General features: G+C 66.1%; 11 protein-coding genes. 2 read left to right on the top strand and 9 right to left on the bottom strand.

The window, feature by feature from the left end; genetic code table 11:
• The 6 genes from trkA to QLQ86_RS14235 all read right to left on the bottom strand — a co-directional run bounded on the left by trkA (position 1) and on the right by QLQ86_RS14235 (position 7,108).
• A complete protein-coding gene (gene trkA, locus QLQ86_RS14260) occupies positions 1 to 1,374 on the bottom strand; it encodes a Trk system potassium transporter TrkA (protein ID WP_282817404.1) in 1,374 nt (457 codons plus the stop codon).
• The gene (locus QLQ86_RS14255) at positions 1,371 to 2,117 is read right to left on the bottom strand and encodes a response regulator transcription factor (protein WP_282817403.1); all 747 of its coding nucleotides are present in this window, start codon (positions 2,115 to 2,117) and stop codon (positions 1,371 to 1,373) included. The genes trkA and QLQ86_RS14255 overlap by 4 nt, the downstream gene beginning before the upstream one ends.
• Positions 2,107 to 4,086 (bottom strand): DUF4118 domain-containing protein, encoded by a 1,980-nt coding sequence (locus QLQ86_RS14250; RefSeq protein WP_282817402.1) that lies wholly within the window; start codon positions 4,084 to 4,086, stop codon positions 2,107 to 2,109. The genes QLQ86_RS14255 and QLQ86_RS14250 overlap by 11 nt, the downstream gene beginning before the upstream one ends.
• A gap of 30 nt (positions 4,087 to 4,116) precedes the next feature.
• Positions 4,117 to 5,607, bottom strand: a complete 1,491-nt coding sequence (gene trkI, locus QLQ86_RS14245) for a Trk system potassium transporter TrkI (RefSeq protein ID WP_407650100.1) — start codon at positions 5,605 to 5,607, stop codon at positions 4,117 to 4,119.
• A 242-nt stretch (positions 5,608 to 5,849) separates the two neighbouring features.
• Positions 5,850 to 6,452: a hypothetical protein gene (locus QLQ86_RS14240; protein ID WP_282817401.1), complete on the bottom strand. Its 603-nt coding sequence runs from the start codon at positions 6,450 to 6,452 to the stop codon at positions 5,850 to 5,852.
• A 248-nt stretch (positions 6,453 to 6,700) separates the two neighbouring features.
• Complete coding sequence (locus QLQ86_RS14235) at positions 6,701 to 7,108, bottom strand: hypothetical protein (RefSeq protein WP_282736491.1); 408 nt, start codon at positions 7,106 to 7,108, stop codon at positions 6,701 to 6,703.
• Between the two features lie 190 nt (positions 7,109 to 7,298).
• Between QLQ86_RS14235 and acuR the strand changes: the two genes are divergently transcribed.
• Both acuR and acuI read left to right on the top strand, forming a co-directional pair.
• Positions 7,299 to 7,937 (top strand): acrylate utilization transcriptional regulator AcuR, encoded by a 639-nt coding sequence (acuR, locus tag QLQ86_RS14230; RefSeq protein WP_282817400.1) that lies wholly within the window; start codon positions 7,299 to 7,301, stop codon positions 7,935 to 7,937.
• Between the two features lie 67 nt (positions 7,938 to 8,004).
• Complete coding sequence (gene acuI / locus QLQ86_RS14225; RefSeq protein WP_282817399.1) at positions 8,005 to 8,988, top strand: acrylyl-CoA reductase (NADPH); 984 nt, start codon at positions 8,005 to 8,007, stop codon at positions 8,986 to 8,988.
• A 180-nt stretch (positions 8,989 to 9,168) separates the two neighbouring features.
• On the opposite strand, the gene QLQ86_RS14220 is transcribed toward acuI, so the two are convergent.
• From QLQ86_RS14220 to QLQ86_RS14210, 3 genes are all read right to left on the bottom strand, one after another.
• Positions 9,169 to 10,476, bottom strand: coding sequence for an ATP-grasp domain-containing protein (locus QLQ86_RS14220; RefSeq protein WP_282817398.1), 1,308 nt, complete (start codon positions 10,474 to 10,476; stop codon positions 9,169 to 9,171).
• Positions 10,477 to 10,560: 84 nt separating this feature from the next.
• Positions 10,561 to 12,492 carry a hypothetical protein gene (locus QLQ86_RS14215; RefSeq protein WP_282736495.1) on the bottom strand — a complete coding sequence of 644 codons (1,932 nt, stop codon included), beginning with the start codon at positions 12,490 to 12,492 and terminating at the stop codon, positions 10,561 to 10,563.
• A 192-nt stretch (positions 12,493 to 12,684) separates the two neighbouring features.
• Positions 12,685 to 13,740 (bottom strand): alpha/beta hydrolase, encoded by a 1,056-nt coding sequence (locus QLQ86_RS14210; protein ID WP_282736496.1) that lies wholly within the window; start codon positions 13,738 to 13,740, stop codon positions 12,685 to 12,687.
• Positions 13,741 to 13,747 lie beyond the last annotated feature (7 nt).

The raw sequence follows: 13,747 nt of genomic DNA, 5'->3' as shown, positions 1-13,747 counted from the left end.
TCAGAAGAACGTCAACCCGACCTGGAAGAGCCGCTCCACGTCGCGCAGCCGGCGCTTGTCGATCACGAACAGGATGACGTGGTCACCGGACTCCACCACCACGTCGTCATGGGCGATCAGCACCTCCTTGCCGCGTACCACGGCGCCGATGGTGGTGCCCTGGGGCAGGTCGATCTCGCCGATGGCGCGCCCCACCACCTTGGACGACTGGGTGTCGCCGTGGGCGATGGCCTCGATGGCCTCGGCCGCGCCGCGGCGCAGCGAGTGGACGTTGACGATGTCGCCGCGCCGCACGTGGGTCAGCAGGCTGCCGATGGTGGCCTGCTGGGGCGAGATGGCGATGTCGATCTCGCCGCCCTGCACCAGGTCGACATAGGCGGCGTTGTTGATCAGCGTCAGCACCTTCTTGGCGCCCATGCGCTTGGCCAGCATCGACGACATGATGTTGACCTCGTCGTCGTTGGTCAGCGCACAGAAGATGTCGCACTCCTCGATGTTCTCCTCCTCCAGCAGCCGCTTGGCGGTGGCGCTGCCGTGCAGCACCACGGTGCGGTCGAGGCGTTCGGAGAGCTGGGTGCAGCGCTCGAGGTTGTGCTCGATGATCTTGACCTGGTGGCTGTGCTCCAGGTGCTCGGCCAGGCGCTCGCCGATGTTGCCGCCGCCGGCGATCATCACCCGGCGGAAGTCGCGGTCGAGGCGGCGCAGCTCGCTCATCACCGCGCGGATGTCGCGCCGGGCGGCGATGAAGAACACCTCGTCGTCGGCCTCGATCACGGTGTCGCCGCGGGGAATGATCGGCCGGTTCTGGCGGTAGATGGCCGCCACCCGGGTGTCGACGCTGGGCATGTGGCGGCGCAGGAAGCCCAGCTCCTGGCCGACCAGCGGGCCGCCGTAGAAGGCCTTCACCGCCACCAGCTGCACCAGGCCGCCGGCGAACTCCAGCACCTGCAGGGCGCCGGGATGCTCGATCAGCCGGCGGATATGGTCGGTGACCACCTGCTCGGGGCTGATCAGCACGTCGATGGGCACCGCCTCGTGGGCGAACAGGCCCTTGCGGGTCAGGTAGGCGGTGGCACGCACCCGGGCGATCTTGGTCGGCGTGCGGAACAGGGTGTGGGCCACCTGGCAGGCGATCATGTTGACCTCGTCAGAGTTGGTCACTGCGATCAGCATGTCGGCGTCCTCGCAGCCGGCCTGGCGAAGCACCATGGGGTAGGAGCCGGCCCCGGAGACCGTGCGGATGTCCAGGCGGGTATGCAGCTCGCGCAGGCGCTCGCCGTCGGTGTCCACCACCGTGATGTCGTTCTCCTCCCGGGCCAGGTGCTCGGCCAGGGTGCCGCCGACCTGGCCGGCGCCAAGAATGATGATCTTCACGGAAGGGTCTCCTTCTTGTTGTCGCCGGGATCGTCGGTGCTTTCTGGCTCGATCATCAGGCGGTAGCCGATCCCGGCCTCGGTCTGCAGCAGTGACTGGTCAGCGGGATCATCACCGAGCTTCTGGCGCAGCTTGCTGATCACGATGCGCAAGTAGTGGGTATCCTCGGCGTGGCTCGGGCCCCACACTTCGCGCAACAACTGTGTCTGAGTGACGACCCGGCCGCTGTGGCGGCATAGGCGTTCGAGCACGGCGTACTCCTTGGGCGTCAGGTGAACGGGTGTGCCGTTTCGCCACACACGCCGTTCGATGGGGTCGATCACCAGGCCGTTGCCGCGGTAGCGCAGGCCTTCCGGCATGCCCTGGGGCACCTCGCGAACACGCAGCAGGGCACGGATGCGTGCCAGCAGTTCCTGGATGCCGAAGGGCTTGGTCACGTAATCGTTGGCACCATGGTCCAGGGCCCGGACCTTCTCCCCCTCCTGGCCGCGTACCGAAACCACGATGATGGGCACCTGGCCGCGTGCACGCAGCCGATCGAGCACCGCCTGGCCATCCATATCGGGCAGGCCCAGGTCCAGCAGGACGAGATCCGGGGCCTCCTTCAGGGCCAGCGCCAGCCCTTCGCGACCATTCGCCGCCTCGTAGACCACGAAGCCCTGGGAGACCAGGCTGATGCGCAGGAAGCGGCGAATCTGCGGCTCGTCGTCGATGACCAGGATGCGTTGGGGTTCAGTCGACATGGTGGCGAGGCTCCTCGGTGGCGTCGGGCAGTGGCAGGCGCATCACGATGCGCGTGCCGGTTCCCTCACGGCCAGGCTCGGCGACGATGGTGCCGGCATGGGCGCCGAGCATGCCGCGACAGATGGCGAGCCCCAGGCCGCTGCCATGGCGGCCGCGATCGCCCTCGCCGCCGGTGGTGAACATGTCGAACACCCGTTCGCGCAGGTGGGGCTCGATGCCGGGGCCCTGGTCGGTCACCGCGAGCCATAGCTGGCCCGACGCGACCCCGGCCTCAAGGCGCAGCGTCCCGCCTGGCGGCGAGAAGCGCGCCGCATTCTCGATGACATTGACCAGCGCCTGCTCGATGAGCGCCGGATGCACGTGCAAGAGCGGCAGGTCCTCCGGCCAGTCCCGCTGCACGCGGAGCCCCTGAAGGGCAGGCCCCAGACGCCGGAGGGCACTGGCCACCAGGTCTTCCAGCGAGATCCAGTCGCGCTCCAGCTTGAGGCCGCCCTGTCCGAGCCGCGTCATGTCCAGCAGGTTCTGGATGTAACGATCCAGACGCTCACTTTCACTCAAGATGCCGTCGAGGAGTTCGGCACGGTCGGTATCATTGAGTTGATCGGCCAGGTCGCGCAGGGTGCTGGCGGAACCGATGATCGAGGCCAGGGGCGTTCTCAGATCATGGGAGACCGATGACAACAGCGCCGAGCGCAGACGCTCGTTTTCCTCGGAAAGCCGCGACGCCTCCAGGTCGGCGACCAGGCGAGTCCGCTCCAGCGACAACGTCAGCATGCGCAACATGGCATCGATGCGCCCTTCCTCGTCGGGCGATGGCGGGTGCTCCCGCTTGCCCAGGGCAAGGCAGATCAGCGCCACCAGCCGATCCTGCTCCACCAGCGGAATGATCTGCCAGTCGGTATCCATCGGCTGTTCGGTCCCCTTGCCGCTGGGACGACGGTGCAGACGGGTCCACGCCACGGCGGTCCTGGCATCGGGGTCAAGGCGGTGTCCCGCCGGCGCACTATGGAGCAGTGCCCCATCACCCTTGTTGTCGGTGGCGTCCAGCATCACCACCGGACACCCGAGCCAGCGCATCAGGGTGGCCACGCCCACTTCGCCGACGCGTTCCCGGTCCGTCGCCACCGCGAGTTCCCGGGAGAAGGTCAGCAGCTGGTAGGTCTGTTCGCGGCTCGCACGCAGGGCAAGAAGGCGCTTTCGGGCGCTCCCTGCCAGTTGCCCGACCACCACGGCGACCAGCAGGTAGACCACCACGGTGACCAGTTGATCGTCTTCCACCATGGCCAGCGAGTAGCGCGGTTCGGTCAGGAAGAAATTGAAACTGACAAACCCCAGTACGGCGGCCAGCATGGCGGAACGGGTTCCCGCCAGGGTGGCACTGACCAGCACCGCGCCGAGAAACAGCAAGGACAGATTGCCCAGTGCCAGCCAGGACTTCAGGCCTGCGGAGAGGGCCAGCGCCGCCAGGGTCGAGCTCAGGGCAATACCCGAATCCCGCCAGTGCCAGAGGCGTTGGCGTTGGCGAGGGCGAAAGCGTGGCCGCTGACGTGCCTCGGCCGCCACCACGAGGTCGAAGGGTCCTCCCAATCGCGCCAGGCGCTCCGCCAGGGGACGACGCCAGACTCGCCAGCCCGATGGGCGGCCATGGCCGACCATCAGGGTGGCAACCTTCAGCTCATTCGCCAGTGCCAAGAGCTCGCGGGCACGATCCTGTCCCGAGACCACGCGGACATCGCCGCCCAGGCGCTGGACCTGGGCAAAGTCGCGCTCCAGCATCAGCCGCCTTTGCGGATCCTCTCTGTCGCTCTCGACGTAGGCGGCACACCACTGGACGCGATCACGAGACGCCAGGCGATGGGCGGCACGAACCAGAGCGGCATCCTCAGCCCCGCCGCTCAGCGCGACCAGCAGCCGAATGGGCGCTGGGTGGCGCGACGGACTGGCCGTGTGCTCTTCGATAGCCTGCATGCTCATCTCGAGGGCCTTTTGCATAGCCGCCTATCGCCGCCAGAACATCGGGGTCAGGAGTACCAGCACCGTCAGGATCTCCAGGCGCCCCATCAGCATCCCGATGCACAGCAGCCACTTGGCAGCATCCGGCAGGGTGGTGAAGTTGCCTGACGGGCCGATGATGTCGCCGAGCCCCGGTCCCACATTGGCCACGGCCGTGGCGGCGCCCGAGAGCGCCGTGATGAAGTCCAGTCCCATGAGCGATAGCCCGAGCGCCAGGCCGGCGATGGTCAGGAAGAAGAAGAACGAGAACGCCACCACACCCCGGGTGATCTCGTCGGTCAGCGCCTGGCCATTGTAGCGCGAGACAAAGACACCACTTGAGTGGATCAGGAAGCGCAACTGGCTGACCAGCAGCAGCATGGCGACCTGGAAGCGAAAGATCTTCATGCCCCCGGCGGTCGAGCCACTGCAGCCCCCGACGAAGGTGAGGTAGAAGAAGGCCACCGTGGCCATGGGGCCCCAGAGCGTGTAGTCATCCGACGCATAGCCGGTGGTGGTGACTACTGAGATGACATTGAAGACCACGTGGGTGAGTGCCTCGAAGGGTGGCGTACCCAGCGATATGCGCCACAGCGTCAGCAATAGGCAGACCGTTGCCAGCAGGATCAGCAGCCCATGCACCTGCTGGTCCCGCCACAGGGCCATCCGTGCCCCGCGCAACACGCGGATGTAGAGCACGAAGGGCAGGGCGCCGCAGAGCATGAAGAGGCTGGCCATCCACAGGAGGTGAGGGGCGTCGGCATAGGCCCCGAAGGAGGCATCGGAGTTGGCGAAGCCGCCCGTGGCCACCGAGGTCATGGCGTGCACCACGGCATCCAGCGGTGCCATGCCACCCAGCCAGTAGGCGAGCATCGCCGTGAGCGTGAAGCCACAGTAGATGCCGAGCGTTGCCTTGGCGATGCCGCCGGTACGAGGCATGACCTTCTCGGACCAGTCGGAGGACTCGGTGTGGAACAGGCGCATGCCCCCGACCTTCAGGAAGGGCAGGATGGCGATCCCCATGACGATGATGCCGATGCCGCCCAGCCACTGCATGATGCCACGCCACAGCTTGAGGCCGTCTGACAGGAACTCGATGCCCTCGAGAATCGTCGAGCCGGTCGTGGTGATCGCCGACACCGACTCGAACACGGCGTTGGTGAAGGAGAGCTGTGGCGCCCCCAGTACCAGCGGCAGGCTGGCGAATCCGCTGACGGTGATCCAGCTCAAAGCCGTCAGCACGAACATCTGCCAGGACTTCAGCTCCACGGCGACGCGGAAGGTGACGGCCCAGGTGAGGACCACGGCCCCCAGGATCAGCAGGATCGACAGGCCGAAGGCCGTGGCGTCGGGATCTTCCTCGATCACCAGCACTGCCCAGGGGAGTGCCATGAACATCGCCAACACCAGCCAGAGGACCGACACCGCCTTGAAGACCGGTGCCCACTGGCGAAATCGATCACTCAGGTGGCGATGGAGGCTCAGCGTCCTGGACATCTTCTTGTCCCACTCATCAGAGAGGGGCCCATGCAACCATGCAGCGACATAAAAAGTCCGTAAAAAATGACCGCACAGTGATGACAGGGGAGTAGGCGTTGAGGGGGCATGATGGTGCGCTGAAGAAGGCGTAAAGCAGGTGTGGCGCCCCATGGGGCGCTTGGAGTGGCCTTTGCAGCATAGGGATACGAGAGCAGGGGAGGCGCTCCTCCTTGCTGCCTCCCCCGCATTCTCAGGTGGTCTCAGGCGTTCCAGGCGTTGCAGGTGACCGCCGGGTTGAAGGGCTCGAGGTTGCCGTTGGGGTTGTCGCGGAACCAGACGTGCTGGTCGTAGTGGGGCTCGAAGTGGTGGGCCTCCTCGGCAGGCGTATCGGGGTCGTCGACCATGTAGTCCCAGCGGCGACCCGCGAGGGTCGGTGGCTCGCCATGGCCCGCGGCCTCCCAGGCCTTGCGGAACACCAGGTTCTCGACCCCGACCAGCACCAGGGAGCCGTCCGCCTGGGGCTCGTAGAGCAGGATGGCGGGGGTCATGAAGTCGGTATGGGTGCTGGTGCCGTCGACTCGGGGGGCGGTGACCGTGAGGCCGAGCAGGTCCGGGCGCAGGTAGTGGATGCCCATGTCACCCAGCTCGGCAGGCAGACCATGGGCCGCGGCACTCACGCACTCGCCGGAGGGATCCGGTTCGTAGCCTTCCGCCAGTGCCACGTTCACATCCTCGAAGCGCACCGTTGCCGCCTTGATCGACGCGATCAACGCCTCGACGTCATCGGCCCGGGCGCTGTCGTCCGGCAGGCAGGCCGCCGCCAGCCCCGCGGTCATGACGCCTCCCCACAAGATGCCACGCATGGGATTCTTCCTCCTGTAGGCGTGGTGCCGGCTCGCGCTTGCAGGCGCCCGGCACGAAATGCGCCCCTGTGCTTGCCGCAAGGGGCGCGAAACGGGTTGGACCATCGCTTGAACTATAGCGCCGGGGCAAACCCGGACCGGCTGATATTGTCGTGATACTCCGGTAACAGACGGCCTCAGCTGCGGGGACGAGCCGCTTTCGGCGGCCGGGGTGGCACGCGGGCAGCGAGAAACACTGCCCTGCGGCCTCAGGAGAGGCGGCGCCAGCCCTCGCGGAGGTGGCGGGTGGCGTTGTGCCAGAGGCCGGTCGGGGCGGCGGCCGTCGGGGTAGCCAGCGCGACGAGCGCGCGTTGCAACCCGACCAGGATGGCATCCAGGTGACGGTGGCAGAGGGTGCTGTTCAGCCCGCCCGGGCAGTGGGCGAGCAGCTCGTCGCACTGGGTAGAGGCGGCCTCCAGGGCCAGATGGGCCTCGTCATGGTCTATGGCCTCGTCGCGGCAGGCCTTGAGGTCACGACAGAGCATCCTCAGCATCTTGCCGTCGAGCCAGCAGGGCAGGCCGTCGCTCGCCTTGCCGGCCATGGAGTGCTTGATGGCCTGGAAGGAGACCTGCAGGAAGACGACGGTGGTGTACACCCTGGGGCGTTCGGGATTCATGACGGTCGACCCCGCAACAGTCTTTTAATGAGAATAATTATCGATAGTAGGCGTGCCCGGCCGCGCCTGTCAATGCGGGGCACCAGGCCAGGCTTGCGGGAAGCGGTGGGTACTGCCTCCATCACTGTGTGCGCTGTGCAGGGGCTCCTGGAGGCCTTGAATTTATAGACGATCGGTCTATATTAAAGGCATGACACGAACGACCTCTCTTCCCAAGCCCCGTCGTGGGCGTCCGCCCCGCGTCCCCCGCGACGACCCGGATACCCGCGCGGCCCTGATTCGCAGCGGGCTCGAGGTGCTGACCGAACAGGGCTTCACCGCGTCCGGCATCGACGGCATCCTGCGGCGCGTCGGCGTGCCCAAGGGCTCCTTCTACTACTACTTCGACAGCAAGGAGGCCTTCGGGCGTGCCGTCATGGAGCATTACGGCGCCTACTTCGCCAACAAGCTCGACCAGCACCTGCTGGACGCGTCACGCCGGCCCCTGCAGCGCCTCGAGGCCTTCGTCGCCGATGCCAGGGCTGGTATGGAACGCCACCACTTCCGCCGGGGCTGCCTGGTAGGCAACCTGGGCCAGGAGGTCGGAGGGTTGCCGGAAGGCTATCGGCGGTGGTTGCGAAGGACCCTCGACGACTGGCAGCAGCGCGTGGCGCGGTGCCTGCGCGAGGCCCAGGCCGCCGGTGAGCTCGCTGGCGAGGCTGATTGCGACTGGCTTGCCGAGGCCTTCTGGATCGGCTGGGAGGGGGCGGTCATGCGCGCCCGGCTGGAGGGCCGCGCCCGCCCCCTGGAGATATTCATCACCACCTACATGGAAGGGCTGCCCCGTTAGCCCGGGGCGCGTTCATGTCCTTGTATAGACGACCGGTCCATAAATCGACGTATCAATGAGGTTCACGATGTTCAAGGCAATCCTGATCGACAAGCACGACGACAGCCAGCGTGTGTCGCTGGAGACACTCGACGACTCGCGACTCCCCGAGGGGGACGTGACGGTGCGGGTCGAGTGCAGCACGCTCAACTACAAGGATGCCCTGGCCATCACCGGCAAGGGGCCGGTGGTGCGCACGTTTCCCATGGTCCCCGGGATCGACCTGGCGGGCACGGTCGAGAGCTCGACGGCCGAGGCCTATCAGCCCGGTGACGCCGTACTGCTCAACGGCTGGGGTGTCGGAGAAACCCACTGGGGCGGCCTGGCCGAGAAGGCCCGCCTGGACAGTCGCTGGCTGATCCCCCATCCATCGGCCTTCAGCGCCCGTCAATCCATGGCCATCGGCACGGCCGGTTACACCGCCATGCTGGCGGTCATGGCGCTGGAACGCCAGGGCGTGACGCCGGACCAGGGTGAGGTGCTGGTGACCGGTGCCAATGGCGGCGTCGGCAGCTATGCCATCGCGCTCCTCTCGCGGCTGGGCTATCGAGTCGTGGCCTCCACTGGACGCCCGGAGGAGACAGACTATCTCGAGGGCCTCGGGGCCCGGGAGGTGATCGATCGCAAGACGCTGTCGGAGCCCGGGCGGCCCCTGGCGAAGGAGCGCTGGGCGGGGGCCATCGATTCGGTGGGCAGCCACACCCTGGCCAACGTCCTGGCCGCGACCCGCTATGGCGGCACCGTCGCGGCCTGCGGGCTGGCACAGGGCATGGACCTGCCGAGCAGCGTCGCCCCCTTCATCCTGCGGGGCGTGACCCTGGCGGGGATCGACAGCGTGATGCGGCCCTACGAGGATCGCGTCGAGGCCTGGCGTCGGCTCGGCGAGCTGTTGGCCCCAGAGCAGCTCGACGCCATCACCCGCACGATTGCCCTTGACGAGGCCATCGACACGGCAGGCGAACTGCTGGCCGGTCGGGTCCGCGGCCGCGTCGTGGTGGACATGGCGCGCTAGCGTGTCGGTTGCTCCTGAGAAGGGCGTTCCCTTCGGGCGGGCGGCGTCTGCTGGTCGCCTTGATCAGCCGAAGGGGTACGCGTTCGAGAACTGCTGAATCAGCGTGCATGAAAAGGGCAGGGCGCAGGCCCTGCCCCTGGTCAGATCGCGTCTCGACACGAGACGGCCTTCGAGGCGTCACTAGACGTAGAAGTCCAGCTCTTCCTGCGCCTTGAGCAGGTCCCGCATCCTGATCGGATCGTCACCGAAGAAGAACACGAGGCCCCAGTGCGTGCCGAAAGCGGAGCGGTCCGGCACCGTCTCTTCGGCCGGCGCCACCAGCTCGTGAGACTCGAAGTAGGGGTGCTCGATGGTTTCCTTGGGCATCTCCAGCTTGCTGACGACACGACGCCGTGGGTACACGCCAAAGCAACCTGCATAGCCTTTCGCGTCGACCACTTCGCGGGGGAAGAAGGCCTCGACCTCCTCCTTGGTGCTCTTGGGGTCGAAGACCAGCATCGATGCCTGGTAGGCACTGAACCCGTAGGCGCGCTCGATGAGCTCGAAAGCCTTGAAACCGGGGGGGCGATAGGCGACCTCGCCGAAGTACATCTCGCCATCGGCCGCCACGAAGTACTCGGGATGGATCAGGCCGAACTGGATGTCGAACGTCTTGATCAACTTCTTGATCTGCTTGGTGATGGCATCGCGCCAGCTCTCGAGTTCCCTGGTGGCGGGAACGAAAACCGAATAGCCCAGGGTGACGTACTCGGAGATGTTGAGGAACTTGATCTCACCATCATGGATCCAGGCCTCGACGGCAAACTCCCAGCCATCAAGGTGACTCTCCATCAGCAACGGATACTCTTCGGCCGGTATGCTGTCGATCTCATCGATCTTGCGGATCATGCGGTGTCCGAGACAGCCCGCCTTGTCGAAGGCCTTGACGTGAATCGGGTCATCGGGGTCGCCGTCGAGCTTGAGCAGCGTCTGGTTGACGCGTTTCATGAAGCGGACGATGTCCTCTTTCTCGTGAGCTTCCTCGAAGATCCCCACGCGAATACCGCCAAGCTGGGCGCGGCGTTTCATCAGTGCCTTGTCCCGAAACAGGATGGATTGCCCGTACATGCGGGGGTTGTCCATAAGCACGGAGTTGATCGCGCCTGACCATTCGACGGTCTCCTCGAACAGCGGGATGGCCACATCAACGCCTTCCGCCTTGAGCCGCTCGGCAATTTCCATGGATCGATCATTCAGGCGCACGAAATCCCATTGAATGAAGGGGATCTTGTTGGCTTCACAGAAGTCGGCGGCCCAGTCGGGCGCTACCACCACGTAGCGGCGGTCAAACTTCTGAGCGGCCTTGATGGCATTGACGCTCCAGCCCAGCAGCGCGATATATCCCTTGTTGGGATCCTTGGGCGTTTCCGTTCCGCGGACCGAATCCAGTGTCGGGTCGGTCCAGCTTGAAACGTCCTTGGAGGCCGGGGTTTCTGATGCAATCGACATGTGTTGCTCTCCTTCTGCCCTGGGCAGAACATTGGCGCTCGATGTTAGCGGTCTTGTCGAGCTAGAGGGCCAAGCATCCTCGGGCTATCGCCCCGACGCCCAGCTATCCCGGGCCAGACGCATGGCCCGGTCCACTTCATCGTTTGGCACATCGGCCGGCTCGCCCTTCTCGAGCGGGTCGTAGTGAAAGACGTACAGCCGTGACGCGAACTGGGCAACCGGTAGCGAGGCCTCGCCGTAGAGTTCGCCATTGCCCTGGGTCGAGGTGACGATGTCCTGCCCCCAGTCCTGCCCGCTGTCGTTGTTGGGATTGAAGAAGTACACCCGCATGACCTGGCTCGGATCGAGCGCCAGGCGCTGGATCGTGATCGCGTGCCAGCCGAGAAAGCGCGTGGCGCTATCGGTCACGGCAATGCCCGCGGGCTGCGGATTGATCACCGGAATGTTGCCGTTGTAGAAGGGGTGATAGGCCGCATAAAAGTCTCGGATAAAACCCTCGAAGTCCTTCAGGCCACCGGTATACACATCGACCGCGATGCGGAAGCCATGGCCCACATGATCGCCATGGAACTCGGCGTTGACCCACTTGTGCGGATCCTCTCCGCGGCCGGCGCTGCGGCGTCCCATCTCGAAGTAGATGCGATCGAGGTGAGGGACGGTGAGCAGCGAGACGGCATCCACATCCACGGGTGGCTCGGCTGCCAGGCCCGCGCCGAGCTCACGGGAGGAAATGTTGTGCCCTTCGAAGCGCATCACGATCTCGTCGTCTCGCGCCGCCCAGGCGACGATCCGCAGCAGGTCGGCCGGCGTATTGAAGGCCCACATGGACAAGGCGCGTGTCGACTGGCAGGTGGGGTAGTTACCCTGGCCCACGCCCAGCGGGCGGCCGAGCACATTGAGAACGTCGGCGAGCAGAAAGCATTCTGGCGAGCGGCGGTGCCCGAAGACAGCAACGATCTTCTGTGCCGCGGCATCGCACAACGATAGCCTCAGCTGCCGCCACAGCGACGGTGCCACCGGAGGCGAATACAGAATGCCTCGCTCGAGCATCATGGCTAGACCGTAGGCGGCCTGACTGGTTTCGGCAAACAGGGCGTCATCGATCAGCGTGTGAATCAACGCCGGGTAGCAGTGAAAGGCGTCTGCCCCGGTATGGCTCAGGCCGAGTGCCGTGGGGATCAACGCGTTCCATCGGCTGCGCAGGTAACGGATGAACCCCGGCATGTAGGGCGAGACCAGGCCGGTACTGTGCATGGCCTGGGCAAAGGCAATGGCTTCCCTCAGCAAGGCCGCGTCGTCCATGCTCGCCAGCCGCTCGGCGTACACCTCGAAGCCGGGATCCTCGCGGCAGCCCTCGGTGGGGCTGAACACGGCATTGATCAACTGCAGGGCGTCGTCCCCGACCTCGCCGGCCATGGCATCCGGGTTGTTCAGGCAGGTGGCAATCTGGGTCACCATCTGCTTGACGCCATCCACCTGCACGGGGCGTTGTGCCAGGATTCGCCAGACCTCGGCTACCAGGTGCTCCAGAAGATTCCGGTAGCCCAGGTGTTGAAGCAGGTAGCGATACAGGTTCTGGACGGCGTACCCGAGCCGGTCAGGCCGCAGCCGGTCGCTCTCCTGCAGGTCGCTGACCACGATATCGAGGTTCATGGCCATCACCTGGGCGAGGAAGTGATGAGCGTGCTCCGCCGAGACCGAGGGGTGCGAATAGTCGCCCTTGGCGACGGCCAGCAAGCGAATCTGGCTCAGGCTCTCGACCAGGGTGGCGACCGGGTCGCCGTGTCGCACGGTACGCACGGCGAGCGAAGGCACCAGTGTCTGGGGATAATCCCAGTCGCTGCCTCCGAAGAACCCGGCGGCCTCGATCGTTGGTACGCGTGCGTAGAGGGCTTCCAGCCCCCTGGCATCGAACATCAGGGGGCGTGCCGCATCGATGACCTCGAATACGGGAGAGACTTCTGCAACGGCATTCGCGGCGGAAAGCCGCTCGATGGCGGCGTCGAGCTGCTTCACTAGCTCGCCTGAAGTGCCATCGTCATGATGGGCAGAGTCGTTTGTATCTACTCTCATTGATCCTACAGTCCGTCCTATCTCGGGACATGTCAATCACATCTGGACGGGCCATGCGCAGGACATTCTGCAGCGCCAGCCCGTGTCGCAACGGCGAACCCCGGCGGACATGCTCCGTTACTCTATCCTTGGGAATCACTCGGAAGACTGATCGCAGAGGGTCCGGCGGGCCTCCCGGCGGTCGCGCTCGTGCCCGGAGGGCAGGGGAGCGGTGGGGTCGGCCAGCCAGGCCGCGATATCGGCCTCGGTGCGCTCGCGCTTCGTGTAGCGGGTGAGCATGTGGTAGCCCTGCGGGTAGACCGCCAGGCGGATGCCCTCCTTCTCGGGCAGGCGCTCGAGCAGGGCGCAGATCGCCTCCGGCGGGATGATCTGGTCCTCGGTGCCATAGAGGATCAGCGCCGGGGCGGGCAGCCGGCGGGCGGCCTCCAAGCTCGCGTCCATGGCCAGGCTCACCCCATGCAGGGTATCGACGCGCGCGCGGCGCAGGATCAGCGGGTCCTCGGCCAGCCGGCGCTTCATCTCGGGGTCATCGGTGGGTTCGATGCCCAGGCGCTGGACCGTGCTCGAGGAGAAGCTCAGGGCGGGGAAGAGGCGCACGCCGAGCCACAGGCCCAGGCGCTGGTACCAGGGCATGGCCTCGAAGCCCCACACCGCGGGCGCGATCAATACGCTGCCGTCCACCGGCGGTGGATTGTCGTCGCTCAGGGCGAGGATCGCCACCGCGCCCCCCATGCTGTGGCCGACCAGGTAGAGTGGTGCCTCGGGATGGCGCTCGTTCAGCAGTTCGGCGAGCAGGGTGACGTCGGCGGCCAGTCGCTGGTGGCCCGGCCAGATGCGTCGCTGGGCCGTGGTGCCGAAGCCGCGCTGGTCGTGGGCATAGAGGGTGATGCCACGGGGTACCAGGGCCTCGGCCAGGACCTGATAGGTGCCGCCGTGCTCGTTGAAGCCGTGGATCCCCAGCACGATGGCCTGTGGCTCGCCCTCGGCCGGCCAGTGGCGAAGCGGCAGCCGGTAGCCATCCTCGGCAATCACCTGGCCCTGCGCCAGCCGGACCGCGTCGGTGCCGGGCCCCGGCGTCTGGCGCAGGGCCCCTTCGCCACAGCCGGCCAGCAGGAGCAGCAGGCCGAGCGGCGCGATACGCAGGGCAAGTCGCCGGGCTCTGCCTGCCGTTCTCCCGGCCCGGGCTTTCACCGTGCTG

The sequence above is a fragment of the Halomonas rhizosphaerae genome (assembly GCF_030012485.1).
In the GTDB taxonomy this organism is placed as follows: Bacteria; Pseudomonadota; Gammaproteobacteria; order Pseudomonadales; family Halomonadaceae; genus Halomonas; species Halomonas rhizosphaerae.
This window is presented reverse-complemented; position numbering and strand designations above follow the sequence as displayed.

Coding starts and splice junctions, on each gene's coding strand:
- acuR (WP_282817400.1), top strand. CDS start 7,299: ATGACACGAACGACCTCTCTTCCCAAGCCCCGTCGTGGGCGTCCGCCC.
- acuI (WP_282817399.1), top strand. CDS start 8,005: ATGTTCAAGGCAATCCTGATCGACAAGCACGACGACAGCCAGCGTGTG.
- QLQ86_RS14240 (WP_282817401.1), bottom strand. CDS start 6,452: ATGCGTGGCATCTTGTGGGGAGGCGTCATGACCGCGGGGCTGGCGGCG.
- QLQ86_RS14255 (WP_282817403.1), bottom strand. CDS start 2,117: ATGTCGACTGAACCCCAACGCATCCTGGTCATCGACGACGAGCCGCAG.
- QLQ86_RS14235 (WP_282736491.1), bottom strand. CDS start 7,108: ATGAATCCCGAACGCCCCAGGGTGTACACCACCGTCGTCTTCCTGCAG.
- QLQ86_RS14220 (WP_282817398.1), bottom strand. CDS start 10,476: ATGTCGATTGCATCAGAAACCCCGGCCTCCAAGGACGTTTCAAGCTGG.
- trkI (WP_407650100.1), bottom strand. CDS start 5,607: ATGTCCAGGACGCTGAGCCTCCATCGCCACCTGAGTGATCGATTTCGC.
- QLQ86_RS14250 (WP_282817402.1), bottom strand. CDS start 4,086: ATGCAGGCTATCGAAGAGCACACGGCCAGTCCGTCGCGCCACCCAGCG.